General features: G+C 69.4%; 24 protein-coding genes. 20 read left to right on the plus strand and 4 right to left on the minus strand.

Going from position 1 to position 24449, the window contains the following annotated elements; translation table 11 throughout:
• Window positions 1–31 precede the first annotated feature (31 nt).
• The 16 genes from paaK to QTI17_RS13345 all read left to right on the plus strand — a co-directional run bounded on the left by paaK (window position 32) and on the right by QTI17_RS13345 (window position 17366).
• Entirely contained in the window at window positions 32–1351 is a 1320-nt protein-coding gene (gene paaK, locus QTI17_RS13270; RefSeq protein ID WP_286533657.1) for a phenylacetate--CoA ligase PaaK, read from the plus strand.
• Between the two features lie 24 nt (window positions 1352–1375).
• Window positions 1376–2389: a 1,2-phenylacetyl-CoA epoxidase subunit PaaA gene (gene paaA, locus QTI17_RS13275; protein WP_286533658.1), complete on the plus strand. Its 1014-nt coding sequence runs from the start codon at window positions 1376–1378 to the stop codon at window positions 2387–2389.
• Between the two features lie 27 nt (window positions 2390–2416).
• A complete protein-coding gene (gene paaB, locus QTI17_RS13280) occupies window positions 2417–2722 on the plus strand; it encodes a 1,2-phenylacetyl-CoA epoxidase subunit PaaB (RefSeq protein ID WP_286372007.1) in 306 nt (101 codons plus the stop codon).
• Between the two features lie 10 nt (window positions 2723–2732).
• On the plus strand, window positions 2733–3506 hold the full coding sequence (gene paaC, locus QTI17_RS13285) for a 1,2-phenylacetyl-CoA epoxidase subunit PaaC (protein ID WP_286533660.1): 774 nt from the start codon (window positions 2733–2735) through the stop codon (window positions 3504–3506).
• Window positions 3500–4021 carry a 1,2-phenylacetyl-CoA epoxidase subunit PaaD gene (paaD, locus tag QTI17_RS13290; protein ID WP_478139784.1) on the plus strand — a complete coding sequence of 174 codons (522 nt, stop codon included), beginning with the start codon at window positions 3500–3502 and terminating at the stop codon, window positions 4019–4021. The genes paaC and paaD overlap by 7 nt, the downstream gene beginning before the upstream one ends.
• Before the next feature lie 10 nt (window positions 4022–4031).
• On the plus strand, window positions 4032–5117 hold the full coding sequence (gene paaE / locus QTI17_RS13295) for a 1,2-phenylacetyl-CoA epoxidase subunit PaaE (protein ID WP_286520009.1): 1086 nt from the start codon (window positions 4032–4034) through the stop codon (window positions 5115–5117).
• 22 nt (window positions 5118–5139) lie between these two features.
• Window positions 5140–5763: a TetR/AcrR family transcriptional regulator gene (locus QTI17_RS13300; protein ID WP_286533664.1), complete on the plus strand. Its 624-nt coding sequence runs from the start codon at window positions 5140–5142 to the stop codon at window positions 5761–5763.
• A 54-nt stretch (window positions 5764–5817) separates the two neighbouring features.
• Window positions 5818–6972, plus strand: coding sequence for an ABC transporter substrate-binding protein (locus QTI17_RS13305; protein ID WP_286533666.1), 1155 nt, complete (start codon window positions 5818–5820; stop codon window positions 6970–6972).
• Window positions 6973–7138: 166 nt separating this feature from the next.
• A complete protein-coding gene (locus QTI17_RS13310; protein ID WP_286533667.1) occupies window positions 7139–8167 on the plus strand; it encodes a branched-chain amino acid ABC transporter permease in 1029 nt (342 codons plus the stop codon).
• On the plus strand, window positions 8164–9993 hold the full coding sequence (locus QTI17_RS13315) for a branched-chain amino acid ABC transporter ATP-binding protein/permease (RefSeq protein WP_286533668.1): 1830 nt from the start codon (window positions 8164–8166) through the stop codon (window positions 9991–9993). Before QTI17_RS13310 ends, QTI17_RS13315 begins: the two co-directional genes overlap by 4 nt.
• A complete protein-coding gene (locus QTI17_RS13320; protein ID WP_286533669.1) occupies window positions 9990–10727 on the plus strand; it encodes an ABC transporter ATP-binding protein in 738 nt (245 codons plus the stop codon). Before QTI17_RS13315 ends, QTI17_RS13320 begins: the two co-directional genes overlap by 4 nt.
• Window positions 10728–10776: 49 nt before the next feature.
• Entirely contained in the window at window positions 10777–12822 is a 2046-nt protein-coding gene (gene paaZ, locus QTI17_RS13325) for a phenylacetic acid degradation bifunctional protein PaaZ (protein ID WP_286533670.1), read from the plus strand.
• A gap of 79 nt (window positions 12823–12901) precedes the next feature.
• A complete protein-coding gene (gene ligD / locus QTI17_RS13330) occupies window positions 12902–15430 on the plus strand; it encodes a DNA ligase D (protein ID WP_286533671.1) in 2529 nt (842 codons plus the stop codon).
• Window positions 15431–15485: 55 nt separating this feature from the next.
• Window positions 15486–15875, plus strand: coding sequence for a hypothetical protein (locus QTI17_RS13335; protein ID WP_286533673.1), 390 nt, complete (start codon window positions 15486–15488; stop codon window positions 15873–15875).
• A gap of 19 nt (window positions 15876–15894) precedes the next feature.
• Window positions 15895–16404: a gamma-glutamylcyclotransferase family protein gene (locus QTI17_RS13340; RefSeq protein ID WP_286533674.1), complete on the plus strand. Its 510-nt coding sequence runs from the start codon at window positions 15895–15897 to the stop codon at window positions 16402–16404.
• A 44-nt stretch (window positions 16405–16448) separates the two neighbouring features.
• Window positions 16449–17366: a hypothetical protein gene (locus QTI17_RS13345; RefSeq protein WP_286533676.1), complete on the plus strand. Its 918-nt coding sequence runs from the start codon at window positions 16449–16451 to the stop codon at window positions 17364–17366.
• 6 nt (window positions 17367–17372) lie between these two features.
• Here the strand turns inward: QTI17_RS13345 and QTI17_RS13350 are convergent, their stop codons facing one another.
• Window positions 17373–17990 carry a hypothetical protein gene (locus tag QTI17_RS13350; RefSeq protein WP_286533677.1) on the minus strand — a complete coding sequence of 206 codons (618 nt, stop codon included), beginning with the start codon at window positions 17988–17990 and terminating at the stop codon, window positions 17373–17375.
• Window positions 17991–18148: 158 nt separating this feature from the next.
• Between QTI17_RS13350 and QTI17_RS13355 the strand changes: the two genes are divergently transcribed.
• Window positions 18149–19117, plus strand: a complete 969-nt coding sequence (locus QTI17_RS13355) for an AraC family transcriptional regulator (RefSeq protein ID WP_286533679.1) — start codon at window positions 18149–18151, stop codon at window positions 19115–19117.
• The gene (locus QTI17_RS13360) at window positions 19114–19554 is read left to right on the plus strand and encodes a cyclophilin-like fold protein (RefSeq protein WP_286533680.1); all 441 of its coding nucleotides are present in this window, start codon (window positions 19114–19116) and stop codon (window positions 19552–19554) included. The genes QTI17_RS13355 and QTI17_RS13360 overlap by 4 nt, the downstream gene beginning before the upstream one ends.
• Here the strand turns inward: QTI17_RS13360 and QTI17_RS13365 are convergent.
• Window positions 19532–20005, minus strand: a complete 474-nt coding sequence (locus QTI17_RS13365) for a YqhA family protein (RefSeq protein ID WP_286520025.1) — start codon at window positions 20003–20005, stop codon at window positions 19532–19534. The two genes, QTI17_RS13360 and QTI17_RS13365, sit on opposite strands and share 23 nt — an antisense overlap.
• Before the next feature lie 81 nt (window positions 20006–20086).
• Between QTI17_RS13365 and QTI17_RS13370 the strand changes: the two genes are divergently transcribed.
• A complete protein-coding gene (locus QTI17_RS13370; protein WP_286533682.1) occupies window positions 20087–20473 on the plus strand; it encodes a DUF4345 family protein in 387 nt (128 codons plus the stop codon).
• Here QTI17_RS13370 and QTI17_RS13375 read toward each other — a convergent pair.
• Window positions 20470–21288: a transglutaminase-like domain-containing protein gene (locus QTI17_RS13375; protein WP_286533684.1), complete on the minus strand. Its 819-nt coding sequence runs from the start codon at window positions 21286–21288 to the stop codon at window positions 20470–20472. The two genes, QTI17_RS13370 and QTI17_RS13375, sit on opposite strands and share 4 nt — an antisense overlap.
• Window positions 21289–21563: 275 nt before the next feature.
• Here QTI17_RS13375 and katE point away from each other — a divergent pair, with 275 nt between their 5' ends.
• On the plus strand, window positions 21564–23768 hold the full coding sequence (gene katE / locus QTI17_RS13380; protein ID WP_286533829.1) for a catalase HPII: 2205 nt from the start codon (window positions 21564–21566) through the stop codon (window positions 23766–23768).
• Window positions 23769–23771: 3 nt separating this feature from the next.
• Here katE and QTI17_RS13385 read toward each other — a convergent pair whose 3' ends face one another.
• A complete protein-coding gene (locus QTI17_RS13385) occupies window positions 23772–24440 on the minus strand; it encodes an outer membrane lipoprotein (RefSeq protein ID WP_286533686.1) in 669 nt (222 codons plus the stop codon).
• Window positions 24441–24449 lie beyond the last annotated feature (9 nt).

The raw sequence follows: 24449 nt of genomic DNA on the forward strand, positions 1-24449 counted from the left end.
CCGCCGACCGAACCGCCAGAGGAGACACCACATGCCCGTCAAGCAACCCCAGCCCGGCGACCTCGACGCCATCGAGACCGCCAGCCGCGACGAGATCCAGGCGCTGCAGCTCCAGCGCCTGCGCTGGACCCTGCAGCACGCCTACGACAACGTGCCGCACTACCGCCAGGCCTTCGATGCCAAGGGCGTTCATCCGTCCGACCTGAAGCAGCTGAGCGACCTCGCGAAGTTTCCGTTCACGGCCAAGAAGGACCTGCGCGACAACTACCCCTTCGGCATGTTCGCGGTGCCGCGCGAGCAGGTGGCGCGCATCCATGCCTCGTCGGGCACCACCGGCAAGCCGACCGTGGTCGGCTACACGCAGGGCGACATCGACCGCTGGGCCGACCTGGTGGCGCGCTCGATCCGCGCCGCGGGCGGGCGCCGTGGCGACATCATCCACGTGGCCTATGGCTACGGACTGTTCACCGGCGGCCTCGGGGCCCACTACGGCGCCGAGCGCGCGGGCTGCACCGTGATCCCGATGTCGGGCGGCCAGACCGAGAAGCAGGTGCAGCTGATCCGCGATTTCCGGCCCGACCTGATCATGGTCACGCCGAGCTACATGCAGGTGATCATCGAGGAGTTCGTGCGCCAGGGGCTGGACCCGCGCGAGAGTTCGCTCAAGGTCGGCATCTTCGGTGCCGAGCCCTGGACCGAGGCCATGCGGCGCGAGATCGAAGGCAAGGCCGGCATCGATGCGGTCGACATCTACGGCCTGTCGGAGGTCATGGGCCCGGGTGTCGCCAGCGAATGCATCGAGAGCAAGGACGGTCCGGTGGTCTGGGAAGACCACTTCTACCCCGAGATCGTCGACCCCGAGACCGGCGAAGTGCTGCCCGACGGCTCGGAGGGCGAGCTGGTCTTCACCTCGCTCACCAAGGAGGCGCTGCCGATCATCCGCTACCGCACGCGCGACCTCACGCGCCTGCTGGCGCCGACCTCGCGCAGCTTCCGCCGCATGGGCAAGATCGTCGGCCGCTCCGACGACATGCTGATCATCCGCGGCGTCAACGTGTTCCCGACCCAGATCGAGGAGATCGTGCTGCAGCACGCCAAGCTCTCGGGCCAGTACCAGATCAACGTGGCGCGCGACGGCCTGCTCGACACGGTCGTGGTGCAGTGCGAGCTGCAGCCGCAGGCCGCGGCGGGCACCGATGCCGCCGAGCTGCGCGAGATCACGCAATGGCTGCAGCAGCGCATCAAGACCCTGGTGGGCATCTCGACCACGGTCAACGTGCTCACCCCCGACACCATCGAACGCACGCTGACCGGCAAGGCCCGGCGCGTCGTCGACCAGCGACCGAAATAAGGCCCCGCGCCTGAAAGGATCACCATGTACACCCAAGCGATGGATACGATGGGCAAGGAGCCCGGCGACGCCAAGAAGCCGATCCGCTCCGCCGAAGAGATGCAGCTCGAGCAGCGCTTCGACGCCCGCATCGACGAAGGCGGCTTCATCGAAGCCAAGGACTGGATGCCCGAGCACTACCGCAAGACGCTGGTGCGGCAGATCAGCCAGCACGCGCACTCCGAGATCGTCGGCATGCTGCCCGAAGGCAACTGGATCACGCGCGCGCCGACCCTCAAGCGCAAGGCGATCCTGCTGGCCAAGGTGCAGGACGAGGCCGGCCACGGGCTCTACCTCTACTCGGCCGCCGAGACCCTGGGCACCTCGCGCGACCAGATGGTCGACGCGCTGCACAGCGGCCGCGCCAAGTACAGCTCGATCTTCAACTACCCGACCCTGACCTGGGCCGACATGGGCACCATCGGCTGGCTGGTCGACGGCGCCGCGATCATGAACCAGGTGCCGATCTGCCGCTGCTCCTACGCGCCCTATGCGCGCGCCATGATCCGCATCTGCCGCGAGGAGAGCTTCCACCAGCGCCAGGGCTTCGAGGCGCTGCTGACGATGATGCAGAACGGCACCGAGGCGCAGAAGGCGATGGTGCAGGACGCGGTCGACCGCTGGTGGTGGCCGTCGATCATGATGTTCGGCCCGCCGGACGACCAGTCGCCCAACTCGGCGCAGTCGATGCGCTGGGGCATCAAGCGCTTCACCAACGACGACCTGCGTGCCAAGTTCATCGACGCCGCGGTCGAGCAGGCCAAGGTGCTCGGCGTGACCCTGCCCGACCCCGACCTGAAGTGGAACGAGGAGCGCCAGCACCACGACCATGGCCCGATCGACTGGAGCGAGTTCTGGCGCGTGATCGGCGGCGACGGCCCCTGCAACCGCGAGCGCCTGGGCGCCCGGGTCAAGGCCTGGGAAGACGGCGCCTGGGTGCGCGAGGCCGCGCTCGCCCATGCCGCCAAGCGCGCCGAACCCACCTCACTGGCGGCCTGAGCGCCCCATCTGCAAGGAAAAGACGACATGACGAACCCCACCCCCGCCTCCGCCGCCGAATGGCCCCTCTGGGAGGTCTTCGTGCGCAGCCGCTCGGGCCTCGACCACAAGCATTGCGGCAGCCTGCACGCGGCCGACCCCAAGATGGCGATCCAGATGGCGCGCGATGTCTACACCCGCCGCCAGGAAGGCACCAGCGTCTGGGTGGTGCGCTCCGACCAGATCGTCGCCAGCGACCCGGCCGACAAGGACATGTACTTCGACCCGATGGAAGACAAGGTCTACCGCCACCCGACCTTCTACAAGCTGCCGGGTTCCGTGGACCACATGTGAGCGCCTGACCATGCAAGCTTCCATCGCCATCGAATCCACGCCCGCCGTGCAGTACCTGCTGCGCCTCGGCGACACCTGCCTGATCCTCGGCCAGCGGATCGCCGAATGGTCCGGCCACGCGCCGATCCTCGAGGAGGACATCGCCCTGTCGAACATGGCGCTCGACCTGATCGGCCAGGCCCGCGCCGTGCTGACGCACGCCGGCCGCATCGAGGGCCTCGGCCATGACGAGGACCAGCTGGCCTTCCTGCGCGACGAGAAGGACTACCGAAACCTGACGCTGGTCGAGCTGCCGCGAGGCGACTTCGCCTTCACGGTGCTGCGCAATGCCATGGTCGCGACGCTGATGAAGCTGCTGTGGGAGCGCCTGCGCGACTCTTCCGATGCCGAGCTCGCCGGCATCGCCGGCAAGGCGGTCAAGGAGGCGCGCTACCACCAGCAGCATGCGGCCGACTGGGTGGTGCGCCTGGGCGACGGCACCGAGGAATCGCGCCGGCGCATCGAAGCGGCGCTGGCCGACCTGTGGCGCTACACGCCCGAGATGTTCGAGTCCGACGCGGTCGACGAGGACGCGGCCGCCGCCGGCCTGGGGCCGCGCTGGTCCGAGCTGGAGGCGCCCTGGCGTGCGGAGATGCGCACGATCCTCGGCGAAGCCGCGCTGGTCGAGCCCAAGGAAGCAGCCTTCCGCAGCACCGGCAAGAAGGGCGTCCACACCGAGCACATGGGCTACATCCTGGCCGAGATGCAGCACCTGCAACGCAGCTTCCCCGGAGGCGTGTGGTGACTGCGCCCGCCGCGGCCGACACGCGCTGCGCCCAGGCCTGGGACGTGCTCGGCACCGTGCTCGACCCCGAGGTGCCGGCGCTGTCGGTGCGCGACCTCGGCATCGTGCGCGACGTGATCGAGCACGACGACCGGCTCGAGGTCGTGCTGACGCCGACCTACTCGGGCTGCCCGGCGACCGAGGTGATCGAGCACGACGTGCTGGCCGCCATCGACCAGGCCGGCCTCGGCCCGGCCTATGTCACCTTGCAGCGCGCACCGGCCTGGACCACCGACTGGATCAGCGCCGACGGCCGCCGCAAGCTGTCCGAGTACGGCATCGCACCGCCCGGACCGGCCTCGGCCGACGGCACGGTGCCGATCCGCTTCTTCGGCCGCCGGGTCGATGCGGTGGCCTGCCCGCGCTGCGGCAGCAGCAACACCGAGCGGCTGTCGGCCTTCGGCTCCACCGCCTGCAAGGCGATGTACCGCTGCGTGAGCTGCCGCGAACCTTTCGAACATTTCAAACCGATCTGACGGGCCTCCCATGAGCGTCATCTTCCATCCGCTTCGCGTGCGCGCCGTCGAGCCCGACACCGACGAAGCCGTCATCGTCTCCTTCGACGTGCCGACCGACTTGCGCGAGGCCTTCGGCTTCACCCAGGGCCAGTACCTCACCTTGCGCAAGGACATTGAGGGCCAGGACCTGCGCCGGTCCTACTCGATCTGCGCCGGCGTCGACGACGGCGAACTGCGCGTCGGCGTGCGCAAGGTCAAGGGCGGCACCTTCTCGAACTGGATCAACGAGAAGCTGCAGCCCGGCGACACCATCAGCGTGATGGCGCCGCAGGGCCGCTTCTTCGTGCCGATCGAGCCGCAGTCGAAGCGCCAGCACGTGGGCATCGTCGGCGGCAGCGGCATCACGCCGATCCTGTCGATCATGAAGACGGTGCTGGCGCGCGAGCCGCAGTCGCGCTTCACCCTCATCTACGGCAACCGCAAGCTGCAGTCCACGATGTTCAAGGAAGAACTCGAGGACCTGAAGAACCGCTACATGTCGCGCCTGGTGCTGCACCACGTGTTCTCGGGCGAGCCGACCGACGCGCCGCTCAACATGGGCCGCATGGACCGCGCCAAGCTCGGCGAATTCCTGTCGAGCGTGGTGCCGGCGGGCAGCATCGACCATGCCTACATCTGCGGCCCGTTCCAGATGAACGACGAGGCCGAGGCCGCGCTGCTCGCGGCCGGCGTGCCCGAGGAGCGCATCCACATCGAGCGCTTCGGGGTTGCCGCGCCCGAAGGCGCACCGGTCGGCGCAGTGATCCACGAGGCGAAACCGGGCGACGCCGAAGTGGCGAAGATCGTCATCGTGCGCGACGGCCTGCAGCGCGAGATCGAATTCCGCAAGGACCAGCCGAGTATCCTCGACTGCGCCTCGGCGGCCGGCATGGAAGTGCCTTTCTCGTGCACCTCGGGCGTCTGCGGCACCTGCCGCGCCAAGGTGATCGAAGGCAAGGTCCGCATGGAGCGAAACTTCGCCCTCGACAAGAATGAAGTGGCGGCCGGCTTCGTGCTGACCTGCCAGGCCCACCCGCTGACCGAGCGCGTGGTGCTGTCATTTGACGAACGCTGAACCAACACCCCCGAAGGAAGCCATGGCCCGAGGACGAGCTGCCGGATACGACGACCAACGCGACATGATCCTGGAGCATGCCGCGCTGCTGTTCGCCAACCGCGGCTATTCGGCGACCTCGATGAACCAGGTGGCGGAGGCCTGCGGCTTCTCGAAGGCGCTGCTCTATCACTACTACCGCGACAAATACAGCCTGCTCGTGAGCATCGCCGAGAACCACGTCTCGCGCCTCGAGGACCTGGTGAGCGACGTCGAGCGGCAGGGCCTGGCGCCGGCCGCGCGGCTGCGCGAACTGATCCGCCGCTTCGTCGAGGAATACGCCGGCGCCAAGCACGCGCATCGGGTGCTGACCGAGGACGTCAAGTTCCTCGAGGAAGACGACCGCGAGCGCGTGCTCGGCACGCAGCGCACCGTGGTGGCGGGCTTCGCGCGCGTGGTCGCCGAACTGCGGCCCGACCTGCAGCAGGCCGCGCTGGCCAAGCCGCTGACCATGCTGCTGTTCGGCATGATCAACTGGATGTTCATCTGGATGCGCCCCGGCGGCGAGCTCGACTACGACGCGATGGCGCCGGTGGTGGCCGACCTTTTTCTCGGCGGCCTGCCCGCCGTGCAAACGCCTGTTCGCGTGACGGCCATCGACGACTGACGCCCACGCTTCCCGCTTATCCTCAACCCCCTCGAAAAACCGGAGACAACCCGAATGAAACTACTCAAACCGATCGCCCTTGCCGCGATGCTGCTGGCCTCGGCGCTGGCCCAGGCCGACATCAATGTCGGCGTCACCGTGTCGGCCACCGGCCCGGCCGCCTCCCTCGGCATCCCCGAGAAGAACACGATCGCGCTGATGCCCAAGACCATCGGCGGCCAGAAGATCAACTACATCGTGCTCGACGACGCCAGCGACACCACGGCCGCGGTCAACAACACGCGCAAGCTGATCTCCGAGAACAAGGTCGACATCATCCTGGGCTCGACCACCACGCCGAACTCGCTGGCGATGATCGACGTCGCGGCCGAGAGCCAGACGCCGGTGATCTCGATGGCCGCCTCGGCCCGCATCATCGAGCCGATGGATGCCAAGAAGCGCTGGGTCTTCAAGACGCCGCAGAACGACATCATGATGTCGCTCGCGATCGCCGAGCACATGGCCGCCAACGGCGTGAAGACGGTCGGCTTCGTCGGCTTCTCCGACGCCTACGGCGAAGGCTGGTACCAGGAATTCGCCAAGGCCGCCGAGCTCAAGAAGCTGCAGATCGTCGCCAACGAGCGCTATTCGCGCACCGACACCTCGGTCACCGGTCAGACGCTCAAGCTGATGTCGGCCAAGCCCGATGCGGTGCTGGTCGCGGGCTCCGGCACGCCGGCCGCGCTGCCGCAGAAGAGCCTCAAGGAACGCGGCTACGCCGGCAAGATCTACCAGACCCACGGCGTGGCCAACGCCGACTTCCTGCGTGTCGGCGGCAAGGACGTCGAAGGCACGCTGCTGCCGGCCGGCCCCGTGCTGGTGGCCGAGCAGCTGCCCGCGGGCAACCCGGTGAAGAAGTCGGCGCTGGCCTATGTCGCCGCCTACGAAGCCGCCAACGGCAAGGGCTCGGTGTCGACCTTCGGCGCCCACGCCTGGGACACCGGCCTGCTGATGGCCGCCGCGGTGCCGGTGGCGCTCAAGAAGGCGCAGCCGGGCACGCCCGAGTTCCGCGCGGCGCTGCGCGATGCGCTCGAGCAGGTCAAGGAGCTGCCGGGTGCGCACGGCGTGTTCAACATGACGCCGAACGATCACCTGGGCCTCGACCAGCGCGCACGCGTCATGGTCAAGGTCGAGAACGGCACCTGGAAATACATCCCTCCCGCGAATTGACGCTCGCCCCCAGGTTGGCTCACTTCGTGTAGCCGCCCACCCCCTGCCGGGGGCAACACCAGCGGCCCGGCAAAGCCGGTTCCGCGGTGTTCCACCAACGGGCCTCGCTTCGCTGGCCTCGAGGTTGCCAGCTGAGAAACGGCATCTCGACACTGGAAAGACTTGAATGGACTTGCAGATTGCCCTGTTGCTGGGGCAGGACGGCATCGTCAACGGCGCGGTCTACGGACTGATGGCCTTGGCCCTGGTGCTGGTGTTTTCAGTCACGCGGGTGATCTTCATCCCGCAGGGCGAACTGGTCGCGTTCGGCGCGCTGTCGATGGCGGCGCTGACCGCCGGGCGCGTGCCGGCCACGCTGTGGCTGCTGGTCGCGCTGGCCGCGATGACGCTGGTGGTCGAGGCCTGGCGCTGGAAGCGCGGGGCGACGGTCGACTGGAAGTCGACGCTGGTCTGGACGGTGCTGTTTCCCGTGCTCGCGGCCGGCCTGGTGCTGGGCCTGCGCCCCTCGTCGCTGGCGCTGCAGGCGGTGACCACGCTGTTCCTCATCACGCCGCTGGGGCCGCTGCTCTACCGGCTGGCCTACCGTCCGCTGGCCCACGCGACGGTGCTGATCCTGCTGATCGTCTCGGTGGCGCTGCATGGCGTGCTGGTCGGCCTCGGCCTGCTGTTCTTCGGCGCCGAGGGTTCGCGCACCCCGGCGTTCTCGGAAGCGCGCTTCGATATCGGCGGCGTGCCGATCAGCGGCCAGTCGCTGGTGGTGGTCGGCGTCGCCTTCGTGCTGGTGGTGCTGATGTTCCTGTTCTTCGAGCGTTCGATCGTCGGCAAGGCGCTGCGTGCCACCGCGATGAACCGGGTCGGCGCACGCCTGATGGGCATTCCGACCGACCTCTCGGGCGACCTGAGCTTCGCGCTCTCGGCGCTGATCGGCGCGGTCTCGGGCCTGCTGATCGCGCCGCTGACCACGGTCTACTACGACACCGGCTTCCTGATCGGCCTCAAGGGTTTCGTGGCCGCCATCGTCGGTGGCCTCGGCAGCTACCCGATCGCGCTGCTGGGTGCGCTGCTGGTCGGGCAGCTCGAAGCCTTCTCCTCTTTCTGGGCCAGCGCCTTCAAGGAAGTGCTGGTGTTCACCTTGATCATCCCTGTGCTCTGGTGGCGATCGCTGCGCAGCCGCCATGTGGAGGACGAGGAATGACCCGTCGCCACCTCACCCTCCTCTGCATCGCCGCGCTGGCGCTCAGCTGGCCCTGGCTGCCCGAGTTCACGGTCACGCTGTTCAGCTACATCGCGCTCTATTCGCTGGTCGCGGCCGGCCTCGTGATGCTCACCGGCGTCGGCGGCATGACCTCCTTCGGCCAGGCCGCCTTCGTCGCGGTCGGGGCCTATGCCACCGCCTGGGTCTGCACCTCGCCGACCGCCGCCGCCGCGCTCGGCGGCATCTTGCCGGCGCCACTGCTGCCATGGGTCGGACTGCTGTTCGGCCTGCTGCTGACCTTCCTGGTCGCCTGGGGGCTCGGCGCGATCACGCTCAAGCTCTCGGGCCACTACCTGCCGCTGTGCACCATCGCCTGGGGCCTGAGCCTCTACTTCCTGTTCGGCAACCTCGAGTTCCTCGGCGGCCAGACCGGCATCACGGGCGTCCCGGCACTGACCGTCTTCGGCGTCTCGCTGGCGTCGCCGCGGGCGCTCGGCCCGCTGATCTGGGCGGTGCTGCTGCTGGCGCTGTGGGCGCTGCACAACCTGCTCGACTCGCGCGAGGGCCGCGCCGTGCGGGCGCTCAAGTCGGGCCGCGTGATGGCCGAGTCGATGGGTGTCGACACGGCGCGCTACCGGGTCAAGGTGTTCGTGCTCGCTGCACTGCTGGCGGCCCTGTCGGGCTGGCTCTACGCGCACCTGCAACGCTTCGTGAACCCGACGCCGTTCAACATCAACATCGGCATCGAATACCTGTTCATGGCGGTGGTCGGCGGCTCGGGCCACCTGTGGGGCGCAGTGCTGGGCGCGACCTTGATCACGCTGGTCAAGGAGCAGCTGCAGGACATCCTGCCGAAGCTGCTGGGCGCCAGCGGCAACTTCGAGGTGATCGTCTTCGGCCTCTTGATGCTGTTCGTCTTGCAGCGTTTCGCCGACGGTCTCTGGCCGACGCTGGCGCGCGTGAGCGGCCGCTTCCTGAAGCCGGAGCCGGTGAAGCCGGCGAAGGCGATCGCGGCGCTGGACGCCCGCACGCTGCCGGCCGCCGGCGAACTGCTGCTCGAGGCCGACCGCGTGACCAAGCGCTTCGGCGGCCTGGTCGCCAACAACGCGGTCGCGATGACGCTCAAGGCCGGCGAGGTGCATGCGCTGATCGGCCCCAATGGCGCCGGCAAGAGCACCTTCTTCAACATGATCTCGGGTGTCGACGACCCGACCGAAGGCGAAGTGCGCCTGCTCGGCGCGGCCATGACCGGCAAGCCCTCGCGCGACTTCGCGGCGCGCGGCCTGGGCCGGACCTTCCAGCACGTGCGGCTGCTCGGCAACCGCAGCGTGCTCGAGAACGTCGCGCTCGGCGCCCACCGGCGCGGCCATCGCGGCTGGATCGCCTCGATGCTGCGCCTCGACCGCGCCGAAGAGGCCGCGCTGCTGGCCGAAGCCCGCCGCCAGATCGAACGCTGCGGACTCGGCGCCCATGCCGACGCGCCGGCCGCCTCGCTGGCGCTGGGCCAGCAGCGGGTGGTCGAGATCGCGCGCGCGCTCGCCGGCCAGCCGGCCGCGCTGCTGCTCGACGAGCCGGCCGCGGGCCTGCGCCACCTCGAGAAGCAGGCGCTGGCCGAACTGCTGTCGCAACTGCGCGCGGAAGGCCTCGGCATCCTGGTGGTCGAGCACGACATGGAGTTCGTCATGAACCTGGCCGACCGCATCACGGTGCTCGAGTTCGGTGCCGTCATCGCCGAGGGCACGCCGGCCCAGGTGCAATCCAATCCCCGTGTGCTGGACGCCTATCTGGGCGGCAGCGACGAAGAAACGATGGCGGTGACTGCATGACAGCGCTTTTTGAACTCCGGGACTTCAGCGTCGCCTACGGCGCGGTGGAGGCCGTGCACCAGGTCGCGCTGCAGGTGAACGAAGGCGAGATCGTCACCGTCATCGGACCCAACGGCGCCGGCAAGACCACGCTGCTGTGCGCCGCGATGGGCCTGCTGCCATCCAGCGGCAGCCTGAGCCTGGCGGGCGAGCGCATCGCGCGGCCGAGCGTCGAGGCGATGGTCGCGCGCGGCGTGGCGCTGGTGCCCGAGCGGCGTGAGCTGTTCGGAGAGATGCCGGTCGAGGACAACCTGCTGCTCGGCGGCTTCTACCGCTGGCGCACCGGCAAGCGCGACCAGAAGGAGCGCATGGAGGAGGTCTTCGCGATCTTCCCGCGCCTCAAGGAACGACGCGCCCAGCTCGCCAGCACGCTGTCGGGCGGCGAGCGCCAGATGCTCGCCATCGGCCGGGCGCTGATGGCGCGGCCGCGCCTGCTGATGCTCGACGAGCCCTCGCTGGGACTGGCGCCGCTGATCGTGCGCGAGGTGCTGCACGTGGTGTCGTCGCTGCGCGCGCATGGCGTCTCGGTGCTGCTGGTCGAGCAGAACGCGCGCGCCGCGCTGCAGGTCGCCGACCGCGGCTATGTGCTGGAGACCGGCGCCGTGGCGCTGACCGGCCCGGCGCAGGACCTGCTCCACGACCGGCGAATCATCGACACCTACCTCGGCCTCGGCAACAAGAGCGCCGTGACATGACCCCCACGCTCCCGGCGCCGGCCTCGTCTCTTCCTTCCTGGAGAACCCTATGACCCAAATCCTTCAAAGCTTCATTGGCGGCCGCTGGCTCGGCACGCAGGCAGCGCAAGCGCTGCGCAGCGCGGTCAACGGCCGGCCGGTCGCCAGCACGCATGCCGAGGCCATCGACTTCGGCGAGGCGCTCCAGCATGCCCGCACGGTCGGCCTCGCCAACCTGCTGGCGATGGACTTCCAGCAGCGGGCCCAGCGCCTGCGCGCGCTCGCCAAGTACCTGGCCGAGCACAAGGAAGAGCTCTACGCGGTCTCGGCCCACACCGGTGCCACCCGCGCCGACAGCTGGGTCGACATCGAGGGCGGCGCCGGCACGCTGGCCGCCTATGCCGGCATCGGCGGCAACGAGCTGCCCTCGGGCAACCTGGTGCACGAAGGCCCGGCGATGCCCCTGGGCAAGAAGGGCGGCTTCGCGGGCACTCACATCCTGGTGCCGCGGCGCGGCGTGGCGGTCCACATCAACGCCTTCAACTTCCCGGTCTGGGGCCTGCTCGAGAAATGGGCGCCGAGCTTCCTGGCGGGCATGCCCTGCATCGGCAAGCCGGCCACTTCGACCAGCTACCTCACCGAAGCGCTGGTGCGCCTGATGCACCGCTCGGGCCTCTTGCCCGAAGGCAGCCTGCAGCTGGTGATCGGCAGCACCGGCGACCTGCTCGACCGGCTCGACGGCATGGACGTCGTGACCTTCACCGGCTCGGCCGACACCGCGGCCAAGCTGCGCGTGCATCCGAACATCGTGCGCCAGTCGATCCCGTTCAATGCCGAGGCCGACTCGCTCAACTGCGCGATCCTTGCACCGGACGTGACGCCCGACGACGAGGAGTTCGACCTCTTCGTCAAGGAAGTGGCGCGCGAGATGACGGTCAAGTCGGGCCAGAAGTGCACCGCGATCCGCCGTGCCATCGTGCCGCGCCAGCACATCGACGCGGTGGCCGAGAAGCTGCGCGCGCGGCTGGCCAAGACCGTGGTCGGCGACCCGGCGCGCGAGGACGTGCGCATGGGCGCCCTGGCCTCGCATGCGCAGCAGGCCGACGTCGCCGAGCGCGTGCGCCTGCTGATGCAGGGCGCCGAACTGGTCTACGGCGAGCGCGACGGCTTCGCGCCGCAGGGCGAGGGCGTGGCCGAAGGCGCGTTCTTCTCGCCCACGCTGCTGCTGGCCCGCGACCCGATGGGCAACGATGCGGTGCACGACATCGAGGCTTTCGGCCCGGTCAGCACGCTGATGGCCTACGACGGCCTCGACGAAGCACTGGCGCTGGCCGCGCGCGGCCGCGGCAGCCTGGTCGGCACCTTGGTCACCAAGGACCCGGCGACCGCGGCCAAGGCGATCCCGATCGCCGCCGCCCACCATGGCCGCATGCTGGTGCTCGACCGCGAGGCCGCGGCCGAATCGACCGGCCATGGCTCGCCGCTGCCCTTCCTGAAGCACGGCGGCCCGGGCCGCGCCGGCGGCGGCGAGGAGCTCGGCGGCCTGCGCGCCGTCAAGCACTACCTGCAGCGCGCCGCGCTGCAGGGCTCGCCGAGCATGATCGCCGCCGTGACCGGCGAATACATGCGCGGCGCGAAGCTCAACGAATCCGAACTGCATCCGTTCCGCAAGCACTTCGAGGACCTGGCCATCGGCGACTCGCTGCTGACCCACCGCCGCACCGTCGGCGAGGCCGACATCGTGGCCTTCGGCGGCATCTCGGGCGACTACTTCTACATGCACTTCGACGAGATCGCGGCCAAGGAAAGCCCGTTCGGCAAGCGCATCGCGCATGGCTACTTCGTGCTGTCGGCGGCGGCCGGGCTGTTCGTCTCGCCGGCGCCCGGCCCGGTGCTGGCGAACTACGGCCTCGACACGCTGCGCTTCGTCAAGCCGGTGGGCATCGGCGACACCATCCGCGCGCGCCTCACCTGCAAGCGCAAGATCGATCGGCAGAAGAAGGACGCCAACGGCGTCGGCCAAGGCGTCGTCGCCTGGGATGTCGAGGTGACCAACCAGGATGGCGACCTGGTCGCGAGCTACGACATCCTGACGCTGGTGGCCAAGCGGGGCTGAGGCCCGGGCTCCGACTCGGGGCGCGTTCCTACAGGCGGGTTCTCCAGTGCACACTAACGTGCCAGACTGGAGAACCCCCATGCCTGCAGCCACTCGTGCGAGCGATGCCCTGGCGCCCTACCACGGCAAGCGCGATTTCAAGAAGACGCCCGAACCGCGCACCGGCGGCAAGTCGGCGCGGGGCATGCTCTCCTTCGTCGTTCAGAAGCACCATGCAAGCCATCTGCACTACGACTTCCGCCTCGAACTCGACGGCACGCTGAAGAGCTGGGCGGTGCCCAAGGGGCCTTGCCTCGATCCGACGGTCAAGCGCATGGCGGTGCAGGTCGAGGACCACCCGATTTCCTACGCGAGCTTCGAAGGCACGATCCCGCCCAAGCAGTACGGCGCCGGCAGCGTGATCGTCTGGGACCGCGGCCAGTGGGCGGCCGAGGGCGATGCGCGCGCGGCGCTGGCCGAAGGCAAGCTCAAGTTCGAACTGCGCGGCGACAAGCTGCGCGGCCACTGGACCCTGGTGCGGATGCGCGGCGAGGGCGAGAAGCAGGTGCCCTGGCTGCTCATCAAGGAGCGCGATGGCGAGGCGCGCCCGCTGGCCGACTACGACGTTGTCGAGGCCGAGCCCGACAGCGTGCTGAGCGGCCGCGGCGTGGACGACCCGGTGCGGCGCGAGGCGCCGGCCGCGAAGAAGGGCGTCGCAAAGAAGAGCGCCGCGAAGAGCGAGGGCCGCAAGGCGGCCCTGCCCGAAGCGCTGGCCCCGCAGCTCGCGACTCTCGCCTCGGCGCCACCCGCCACGCCCGGCGACTGGCTCTACGAGCTCAAGTTCGATGGCTATCGCCTGCTGGCCCGCATCGACGGCGACAAGGTCCGGTGCTTCACGCGCAACGGCCACGACTGGACCTCGAAGCTGCCCACGCTCGCCAAGTCGCTGGCCAGGCTGAAGACGACTTCGGCCTGGCTCGACGGCGAGATCGTGGTCGCCGGCGAGCATGGCGCTCCCGACTTCCAGGCGCTGCAGAACGCCTTCGACAGCGGCGCCACGTCGGACATCGTCTACTGGCTGTTCGACGCCCCCTTCCTCGACGGCGTCGACCTGCGCGCGGTGCCGCTCGAAGAGCGCCGCGCCCGGCTGGCGCGACTGCTCGGCAGCCGGCCGCCGGCGCAGCTGCGTCTCAGCGAGGTCTTCGACGCCGCGCCGCGCGACCTGCTCGCCTCGTCGGCGCAGCTGGGCTTCGAAGGCATCGTCGGCAAGCGCAAGGGATCGATCTATGTCTCGCGCCGCTCGCCCGACTGGATCAAGCTCAAGAACCAGCGCCGCCAGGAGTTCGTGATCGGCGGCTACACGGCGCCCAAGGGATCGCGTTCGGGCTTCGGCGCGCTGCTGCTCGGCGTGCGCGACGATGCCGGCACGCTGGTCTACTGCGGCAACGTCGGCACCGGCTTCGACGAGAGCCGGCTGGCAGACATCAAGGCGCGGCTCGACCGCCAGGCCAGCGACACCTGCCCGTTCGGCGAGAAGCCCGCCGGAGTGAGGGCGCAGTGGGTGAAGCCGGTGCTGGTGTGCGAGGTGTCCTTCGGCGAGTGGACCCGCGAGGGCCGGATCCGCCACCCGGTGTTCCAGGGGCTGCGCAGCGACAAGCCGGCGGCGCAGATCCGGCGCGAGCGCGCCGAGCCGCCCGAGGCCGCCCCCGCGGGCGCCGACGGCCACGAAAGAGGAGCGAAGGAGTCCATGGCGATGCGCATCACCCACGCCGAGCGCGTGATCGACACCGAGAGCGGCACCACCAAGGGCGAGCTGGTGGCGTTCTACGAGCAGGTGGCCGAACTCATGCTGCCGCACCTGAAGGGGCGGCCGGTGTCGCTGGTGCGGGCGCCCGAGGGGATCGGCGGCGAGCTGTTCTTCCAGAAGCATGCGCAGCACAGCGAGCTGCCGGGCGTGAAGTTGCTCGACCCGTCGCTCGACCGCGATCACGATCCGCTGCTGCAGATCGACACCGCGCGCGGGCTGCTGTCGGCGGCGCAGATGAACGTGATCGAGTTCCATACCTGGAACGCGACGTCGAAGGCGATCGACACGCCCGACCGCATGACCTTCGACCTCGATCCGGGCGAGGGCGTTCCGTGGGCGCGCATGCAGGAGGCGGCGATGCTGGTGCAGACGCTGCTGGCCGAGCTCGGCCTGCCGGCCTTTCTCAAGACCAGCGGCGGCAAGGGGCTGCACGTGCTGGTGCCGGTCAAGCGGCAGCACGGCTGGGATGCGGTCAAGGGCTTCTCGCAGGCCGTCGTGCAGCACCTGGCGACCACCATCCCGGAGCGCTTCGTCGCCAAGAGCGGGCCGCGCAATCGCGTCGGCAAGATCTTCGTCGACTACCTGCGCAACGGTTTCGGCGCGACCACCGCCAGCGCCTGGTCGGCGCGCTCGCGTCCGGGGCTCGGCGTGTCGGTGCCGCTGGCATGGGACGAACTGCCCGATCTGCGCAGCGCATCGCAATGGACGGTGCGCAACATCGCCGAACGGCTGGCGGTCGGCAATGGTCCCTGGGACGGCATGGAGAAGAGCCGCAAGGCGCTGGGGCCGGCGATGAAGAAGCTGGGCTACGTGCCGGCCTGATGCGAGCTCTTCGACCGCCTTGCGCAATCGGCGCGGGGATGCAATATTGCGCGGCATGAACAAGGTGATCCCGACCCTGCTCCTGGCCATGGCCGGGTTCCTGACCGCGGGGCCCGCCTCGGCCCAGTGGCACAACAGCCCGCAGTTCGACCGCGACCTCAGGGCGTGCGACCGGCGGGGCGTGAACTTCGAGCGCTGCATGTGGGAGCGTGGCTGGCAGCGCGGCGGCGGCCAGCGCTGGAATCACAACCAGAACTGGCACCGGCCACCGCACCAGCAGAACTGGCACCGGCCGCCCCCGAATCAATGGCACCAGCCGCCGCCGCCACGGCGCAACCAGCCCCGGCTGAGCGACATGCAGCAGCGCGCCCTGGACAACTGCCGCCTGCTGCAGCCATCCGAGCAGCCCCGCTGCCGCGCCACCGTGATGTCGACGGTGCGCTGACGGCCCACGACTTCGCGGGATGGACCCGGCCCCCTTCGTCTACTTTGCCTACGGCTCCAACATGAGCGGGGAGCGCCTCCGCGCCGCGGACCGGGCGCCGTCCGCCGAGCGGAAGGGCTCGGGCAGCGTGGCGGGCTATCGCCTGGTTTTCGACAAGGTCGGCAGGGATGGCTCGGGCAAGGCCGACTGCGAGCGCACCGATGCGCCGCTCGACGCGGTCCATGGCGCCTTGTTCCAGATCGCCGGTCGCGACCGCCAGGCGCTCGACAAGGCGGAAGGCCTCGGAAACGGCTACGACGCCGTCCAGATCAGCGTCCGGACGGATTCGGGGGAGGTCCTGGCGCTGACCTACCTGGCGACCCGAAAGAATTCGGCGCTGAGGCCCTACACCTGGTACCTGCGGCACGTGCTTGCCGGGGCCAGGCAAAGCGGGCTTCCCGCGCGCTACATCGAGGCCATCGAGCGAGTCCAGGCGGTGAGGGACACGGACGCCGAACGGGAGGCAAGGGAACTCGCCATCCATGGGTGATGCGGCATACTGCCAACCCCCCCAACTCGCCACAAGCCTACTGAATGGACAAGGAAGTCGACCCCCAGGTACTCGCTGTCATCGATGAGAAGCGACTGTCAGGACCACGGCTCACCCCGGTCGAGATCGTCGCCAAGATGGGCGTGTTCGATGCCCGCGACAAGCCCTACGAGTACGCCTGGATGGCGACCGGCGACAACGTCATCGCCACCATCTGGGCCGAATATGTCAGCGTCGGCGCCGGTGGACGCTGGTTCTACCTCGAGTCGCTGGACACCCAGCACCGCGCGAGCGGCGGCGCGCGCACGGCCAACCAGGTCCAGCGCGCCAAGGACCGGCTGGCCTTGCTCAAGCGAACCCTCGACGCCGGCCAGGGCTTCAGGGCGGTCGTGCAGACCAACCGGGTGCCGATCGCCGAACTCGAGACCAACAAGAGCGCCAAGGTGTCGACCCGGGTGCGCGACGACGACGAATGGCACGTCGCCTCCTGGGAGCCCGACCAGCTGCTGGCGGTGCTGGTCCGCGGCCCGCGCGGCTGGCTGCCCACCGAGGCCGAAGTGCAGGCCGCCAAGGCGCGTGGCGGTGTTCCGGCTCCGGCCGAGGCGGCCCCTGCGGCGGCGCAGGCCGCTTCGCCGGAGCAGCTCCAGGCCGCCGCGCTCGACTACGTGAAGCGTCACTTCGGCGGCTACGGCTACAAGGCCGAGGACGTCAGCGCCCAGCAGATCGGCTTCGACCTCGAGGTGTCGAACGCCAAGGGCGTGACCTTGCTGAAGGTCGCGGTGAAAGGCACCGCCTCGGGCCTGCCGGGTTTCAAGCTCACCGGCGAAGAGCGCACGGCCTCGGCGCGCGATCCCCTCTGGCGCCTGCTGGTGGTCACGGACGCCGGCGGCCCGGCGGCGCAGCACAAGATCTACAAGCCTTCCGAGATGAGCCAGGCACCCGGCTTCGACCCGCTGGGCTGAGGCCCCTCAGCGGTTCTCGCGCAGCTGCTCCGCCTGCTGCGCGAGCCGCGCGGCCTCGACGATCTGCGCGATCGACAGCCCGCCCGTGGGCTCGATGTCGCCGGTGAGGAGGCTCTCGAGCGCTGCCTGCCCCGCCGGCCCGGCCAGCCACGCGAATGCGGACGTGATCGATCCGCCGCCGAACTTGGCTTGCAACGCCTTCGACGCCGCCCGACCGACCTGGGCGAAGGCCTGCTGGTCCGGTGCGGCCGAGGCGGCACGCACGATCATGCAGAACGCATCGAGCTTCTCGGCTTCGGTGCGCAGGCGTCGGGCCTTGGCCTCGCTGTGGGCGGCGGGCCCCAGCAGCGCCGCCTCGAAGGCATCGTCGAACAGCTGGATGTCGCTGCCTTCGACCGCGTCGGCATCCGCTCGCGCCAGCACGGCGACGGCGCGGCCGCGCGCCGCGGACGCGCGCTCGGCCGCCGCCTGCGCGGCAGGCGCCTCGGTCGCGGGCCACGCCAGCAGGGGGGATCGCGCACTGCCCTGCCGGGCCCATCGGCCCGCGGCATTCAGCACGCGCGCAGGGCCGCCCGACGACGCAGGGTCCGCAAGGCTGAGGAACAGGTACTGTGGGGGCGGCATCTTGGCGGTGATTTCGAACGACGCGCCGATTGTCGCCCCAGGCTGCCGCGTCGCCGCGAAGCCTTCGGCTTGCAGGATTCTGGAGGATGTTTGCACGATGGTCCGGCAGACGCGCCCGGGCCGAGACAAGCGGGCGCGAGATGCCTAAGCTTCGCTCCATGTTCACTTCCACCCCTCGATCGCTGCATGGCGAGCGCCCCGTCGAGCAACTTCAGACCACCGTGATGCGGGCCGAACTCGCCGCGCTGATCGACCGGATGACCGTCGTCGACGGCGCCCATCAGACCGCCATACCGCGCCTCCTGCTGGCCCGGGCTTCGCAGATGCAGCATCCGGTGCATGCGATCCACGAGCCGGCGTTCTGCGTGCTGGCGCAGGGCAGCAAGCGGGTCCTGCTCGGCGAAGACGTCTACATCTACGACAGCAGCCAGTACCTGGTCGTGGCGCAGAACCTGCCGGTGTCGGGCCAGGTGGTCGACGCCTCGCCGGAGGCGCCGTACCTCGGCCTGCGGCTGAGTTTCGACGTCAAGGACATCGCGGCGCTCGGCCTGGACCTGCAGCTCGACGCCGCGCTCCCGAACCGGCGCTCGCCGCGCGGCATCTTCACGGGCGACCTGTCGACCACCCTGCTGGACCCGCTGCTGCGCCTGACCCGGCTGCTGGACACGCCCGAGGACGTGCCGGCGCTGGCGCCGCTGATCACGCGCGAGATCCTGTACCGGCTCCTGAAGGCGCCCGACGGCTGGCGGCTGGCCCAGATGGCGATGGTCGACAGCCACAGCCAGCGCATCGCCCAGGCCATCAGCGTGCTCTCGCAGCGCTTCCAGCAGGCGCTGCGGGTCGAGGACCTGGCGGACGAGGTCCACATGAGCGTGTCGTCGCTGCACCAGCACTTCAAGGCGGTCACGGCGATGAGTCCGCTGCAGTTCCAGAAGCAGCTGCGGCTGCAGGAGTCGCGGCGCATCATGATCAGCGAGAACGTCGACGCCGCCACGGCGGGGCATCGGGTCGGCTACGAGAGCCAGTCGCAGTTCAATCGCGAATACAGCCGCTTCTTCGGCTCGCCCCCCGCGCGCGACGTGAAGCGCCTGCGCGAGCTCCAGCTGGGCCGGGGAGGCCAGACATGAAGATCCATCTGAAGCTGAATGGCCAGGTGATCCCGGCCACCCTGGCGGACAACCGGGCGGCGCAGGAGTTCGTCGCCATGCTGCCGCTGACGCTCACGCTGCACGACCTGTTCAGGCGCGAGAAATTCGGCCCGCTGCCCTCGGCCGTCTCGGCGAGCGGCACGCGGACCCAGGCCTACGAGGTCGGCGACATGATCTGCTGGGCGCCCGGCCCCGACCTGGCGATCCTCTATCGCCAGGACGGGCAGGCCATCAGCGGCGGCTTCCACGTCCTCGGCCGGATCGATGCCGGGGTCGAGGCCTTCGCTGCGCCGGGTCCGATCGAGGTGACGATCGAAGTGCCGGCGGGCGAAGTCGACGAGGCTGCGCTCGCCGTCGGTGCCCGTGGCCTGCGCTCGCGGGGCGGGCCTTGCGTCATCGGCGGGCGTTGTTCTTGACGAGGAAGAAGGTCAGGGCGCCGATCACCAGGGCCATGCCGGCGCCGAACGCGGCGATGGCGCTGGTGCCGTCCCAGGCCACGACCTCGCGCAGGAACAGCACGGCGAGCACCGCGATGACCACGCTGACCAGGTTGCCCTTGAGGTCCTCGAGGTTGTGGACCTCGAGCCACTTGGGCAGCGGCAGCTTGTCGTCGATGAACAGCGAATAGAGGCCGATGCTGATGATGTAGACCGCGATGGCGATCAGGAAGACGTCGACCGCCTCGACGATGCCGACTGCGAAGATCTTGACCGCCTTGGCCGAGACGGTGCCGTCGCGGATGGTGTCGATGAAGCTCGCGTACAGCGCCATGGCCTCGTACAGGATCAGCGCCATCGACCCCAGGAAGGTGCCGATCACGGGGACGATCATGATGTAGCGGCTCGAAGCCAGGATTGTTCGCAGCATCCGGCACCTTCCTCTGCAGTGGGGTTCGCCGGATCTTAGCCTTGGGCAGAATGCGGCAACGGATCACCAGAAAGAGGCTCCATGACGCCCGACGCCCCCCTCCTCGTCAGCCAGGTCATCGTGCGTGCCTGCCTGTTCCTCGTGGCCGCCATCGCCCTGTTCGGCGGCACCGTGCAGATGGTGCTCGGCCAACCGGACACCAGTCCGCGCCTGGACAACGTTCACCGCTTCATGGCGGGCGTCTATTTCTCGATGGGGCTGATCTGCCTTTGGGCCGGCGTCACGGTCCGCCAGCAGGGCTTCCTGGTCTACCTGATCGCCCTGGGCGTGCTGCTCGCGGGCCTGGGCCGACTGTTGTCGATCTCGAAGGTGGGCCTGCCCGAGCCGCGCCGGGTCTGGCTCGCGTACCTGGTTCCCGAACTGGTGATTCCGTTTGTGATGGCCGGGGCGCACTTCAGTGCGAGTTAGGCAATCACCTCGTCGGTCGTGACCTCGAAGCGCTGCAGCGTGTTGACGCCGAACACCATCGTGATCGGCACGTCGGCCGCGTCGCGGCCCCGCGCGATCACCACCCTTCCGATGCGCGGCGTGTTGTGCCGGGCATCGAAGGTGTGCCAGCGGTCGCCCAGGTAGACCTCGAACCAGGCACTGAAGTCCATCGGATACGGCACCGGTGGAATGCCGATGTCACCCAGGTAGCCCGTGACGTAGCGCGCCGGGATGTTCATGCAGCGGCACAGCGTGATCGCCAGGTGCGTGAAGTCGCGGCAGACGCCGACACGCTCCCGGAAGCCCTCCAGCGCGGTGCGCGTGGCGCGGGCGCATTGGTAGTCGAATCGCAGGTGCCTGTGCACGAAGTCGCAGATCGCCTGCACCCGCTGCCAGCCCTGCGGCACGCCGCCGAACTGGGCCCAGGCGAACTGCAGCAGTTCGCTGTCGACCTCGCAATAGCGGCTCGGCAGCAGGAACTGCAGCGTCTCCAGCGGCAGGTCGGCGGGCGCATGTTCGATCGCGCCGAGGCACACCGGGTCCGGCCAGCCGGTGTCGAACACCACCGCTTCGTTGCGCAGTCGCACGCGGCTCACGCCGGCGGGCACCGCCACGCGGGCGCAGTGGTTGTTGAAGCTGTCGGTGTAGTGGTCGGTGCGCAGCGGCGGGCTGATCGTGAGCTGCTCGCTGCCTTGGAGGTCGGCTGCGCGCGAAGGATGGAGCTGCAGCATGTAGATGAGGGCCGTCGGCGCCGTGACCCCGAGCTCGATGTCGAATCCGATTCTGATGAGCATGGTGCGCGGACCTTTGGTGGAGAAAAACTGGTAAAGCAGGTTTGATGCCGGCCGGGACGTACTTCATCGTAAGGAAGTGCACCGCGGCGTCGCGTGGGCAGGGCCGCCCGAAACCGCGTAGGCCATCGCGAGGGATCGTCGGTGCGGTCCTACCGTGATCGCCTCGCAGCGCCGACAGCCGGGAGCGCGCGCCCACTACGTGCTGCGCGCCGGCCCGACTTTAAGCTGAGGCATCACCCGCAGTATGGACCGCGGCCCGGTCGCCGGCCCTCGTTCTGCGAAAACCCGAGGACACCCCGATGACGCAACAGAACAAGGCGGCCGCCGGCCGTCGCCCGAAGCCGGGCGACGGCAGCCAGGCCAAGCAGGACCAACTGGCTGCCTTCACCAGCGACAACGTCGCCCGGCTGACCACCAACCAGGGCCTGCAGGTGCCGGACAACCACAACTCGCTGAAGGCGGGGCCGCGCGGGCCGACCCTGCTCGAGGACTTCATCCTGCGGGAAAAGATCACGCACTTCGACCACGAGCGCATTCCCGAGCGTGCGGTGCATGCCCGGGGGTCCGCAGCGCACGGCTATTTCGAGGTCTACAAGTCGATGTCGCAATTCACGGCGGCCGAGTTCCTGCAGGATCCGGCGGTGAAGACGCCCGTTTTCGTGCGCTTTTCGACCGTGGCGGGATCGAAAGGCTCGGCCGACACGGTGCGCGACGTGCGCGGCTTCGCGGTCAAGTTCTACACCCAGCAAGGCAACTACGACCTGGTGGGCAACAACATCCCGGTGTTCTTCATCCAGGACGCGATGAAGTTCCCCGACCTGGTCCACGCCGTCAAGCCGGAGCCGCACCATGGCATGCCGCAGGCGGCGAGCGCGCACGACACCTTCTGGGACTTCGCCTCGCTGATGCCCGAGACCACCCACATGCTGATGTGGGCCATGTCGGACCGCGCCATTCCGCGCAGCCTGCGCATGATGGAGGGCTTCGGCGTCCATACCTTCCGCTTCGTCAACGCACGCGGCGAGAGCCACTTCGTCAAGTTCCACTGGAAACCCAAGCTGGGCATCCACGGCCTCGCCTGGGACGAGGCGCAGAAGATCGCCGGCAAGGACGCCGATTTCCATCGGCGCGACCTGTGGGAGGCGATCGAGGCCGGCGATTTCCCGGAATGGGAACTCGGCGTGCAGATGATCCCGCAGGACAAGGAACATGCCTTCGGCTTCGACCTGCTCGATCCGACCAAGCTGATTCCGGAGGAGATGGTGCCGGTGCAGCGCATCGGCCGCATGGTGCTGAACCGCAACCCGGACAACTTCTTCGCCGAGACCGAGCAGGTCGCGTTCCATCCGGGCCACGTGGTGCCGGGCATCGATTTCTCGAACGACCCGCTGCTCCAGGGGCGCTTGTTTTCCTACACCGACACGCAGATCTCGCGCCTGGGCGGCGCCAACTTCCACGAGTTGCCGATCAACAAGGGCGTCTGCCCCTTCCACAACTTCCAGCGCGACGGCATGCACCGGCAGACCATCGCGCGCGGCCAGGTGGCGTATGAGCCGAATTCGCTGGGCGACGGCAAGGAGTTCCGGGTCGATGGCGCCAGCGCCGGCTTCCAGTCCTTCCCGGAGGAACTGGAGCCGCCCAAGCTGCGCCGGCGCAGTCCGTCCTTCGACGATCACTTCACGCAGGCCCGGCTCTTCTTCAACAGCCAGAGTGCGCCCGAGAAGGAGCACATCATCGCGGCCTTCCGCTTCGAGTTGTCCAAGGTCGAGGTGCCGGCCGTGCGCCAGCGCATGGTCGACAACCTGGCGCACGTGGACGAGAAGCTGGCGCGGCGCGTGGCAGAGGTGCTGGGCATCAACGCGCCCGACGCCAAGGCCGCGGCCGGGCGCGCGGGCTTCCGGGCCCACCGCTTCACGATGCCGATCGACGAATCGCGGGCGCTCAGCATGGCAGACACCGGCAACGGCTCGATCAAGACCCGCAAGGTCGCCATCCTGGTCGCCGACGGGGTCGACTCGGCGTCGCTGAAGGCGATCCGCGAGGGCATCGAGCAGGCCGGCGCGCAGTGCAAGCTGGTCGGACCGCGGCTCGGCACGGTCGCCAGCGCCTCGAAGCGCCAGCTGGATGTCGATGCGACCTTCGTCAACATGCCATCGGTGATGTTCGACGCCGTGCTGGTGCCGGCCGGGGCCGAGGGCGCCCGAACGCTGGCAGCCAACGGCGACGCGGTGCACTTCGTGCTCGAGGCCTACAAGCACTGCAAGGCGATCTGCACCGTGGGCGAGGGGGTCGAACTGCTGGCCACGCTGGGCATCGGCGCCGACCCGAAGGCGGCGCCGTCGGGCGTGGTCGTGGCGGCGACCCCGGTCACCAACCTGGGCGATGCCAGCGCCGCGCAGCAGGTGGCGCAGGACTTCGTCGCCGCGATCGCGAAGCACCGGCACTGGGACCGGGCCAACGTCGACGCGGTGCCGGCCTGAACCTTATTTGTGGCCGTCGGCCGGCTGCAGCAGCTTGCCCTTGAGCGTGACCGCCTTGCCGACCGGCGGCGCGGTGGCGGTCTCGACGGTGCGCAGCGATCCGTCCTGCATCCGCACTCCGACCTCGTAGACGGTGGCGGTGTGGTAGCGCTTCTCGACCTCGTTGCCCGCGAAGCCGCCGCCCACCGCGCCGATCACCGTCGCGGCGGTGCGGCCGTTGCCATTGCCGATCTGGTGGCCCAGGACGCCGCCCAGCACACCGCCGGCGACTGCGCCGACGCCCGTGGCCGGAACCTGGCGCTGCACGGGGCGGACCGACTCGACGTGGCCGCAGGTGGCGCAGACCGGCACCGGGCGCGGCGCCGGGGGGGCTGCTGCCGGCGCGGCAGGTGGCGGCAGCACGTCGGGCGCGCGAACGGGGGCGGGCGCCTGCGCCACGACCGGCGGTGGCGGCGCGGCCGGCACCAGTCCGGGCTTGCCGTCATCGGGCGCGGGCGCCAGCATCGGCGGCGCCGCGGCCACCGGTGAAGTCGGCGCCGAGTCCGCGTTGCGGGCCTGCTGGTACAGCAGGACGCCACCCAGCGCCGCGACCGCCACGGCGAGGGCGCCGATGGTGGCCCACATCGCCTTGAGCGAGCGGCCCGGGGGAGAGTGGAGGGGTGTGGGGTCCATGGCGGTTCC

The sequence above is a fragment of the Variovorax sp. J31P179 genome, assembly GCF_030316985.1.
Classification (GTDB): domain Bacteria; phylum Pseudomonadota; class Gammaproteobacteria; order Burkholderiales; family Burkholderiaceae_C; genus Variovorax; species Variovorax ginsengisoli_B.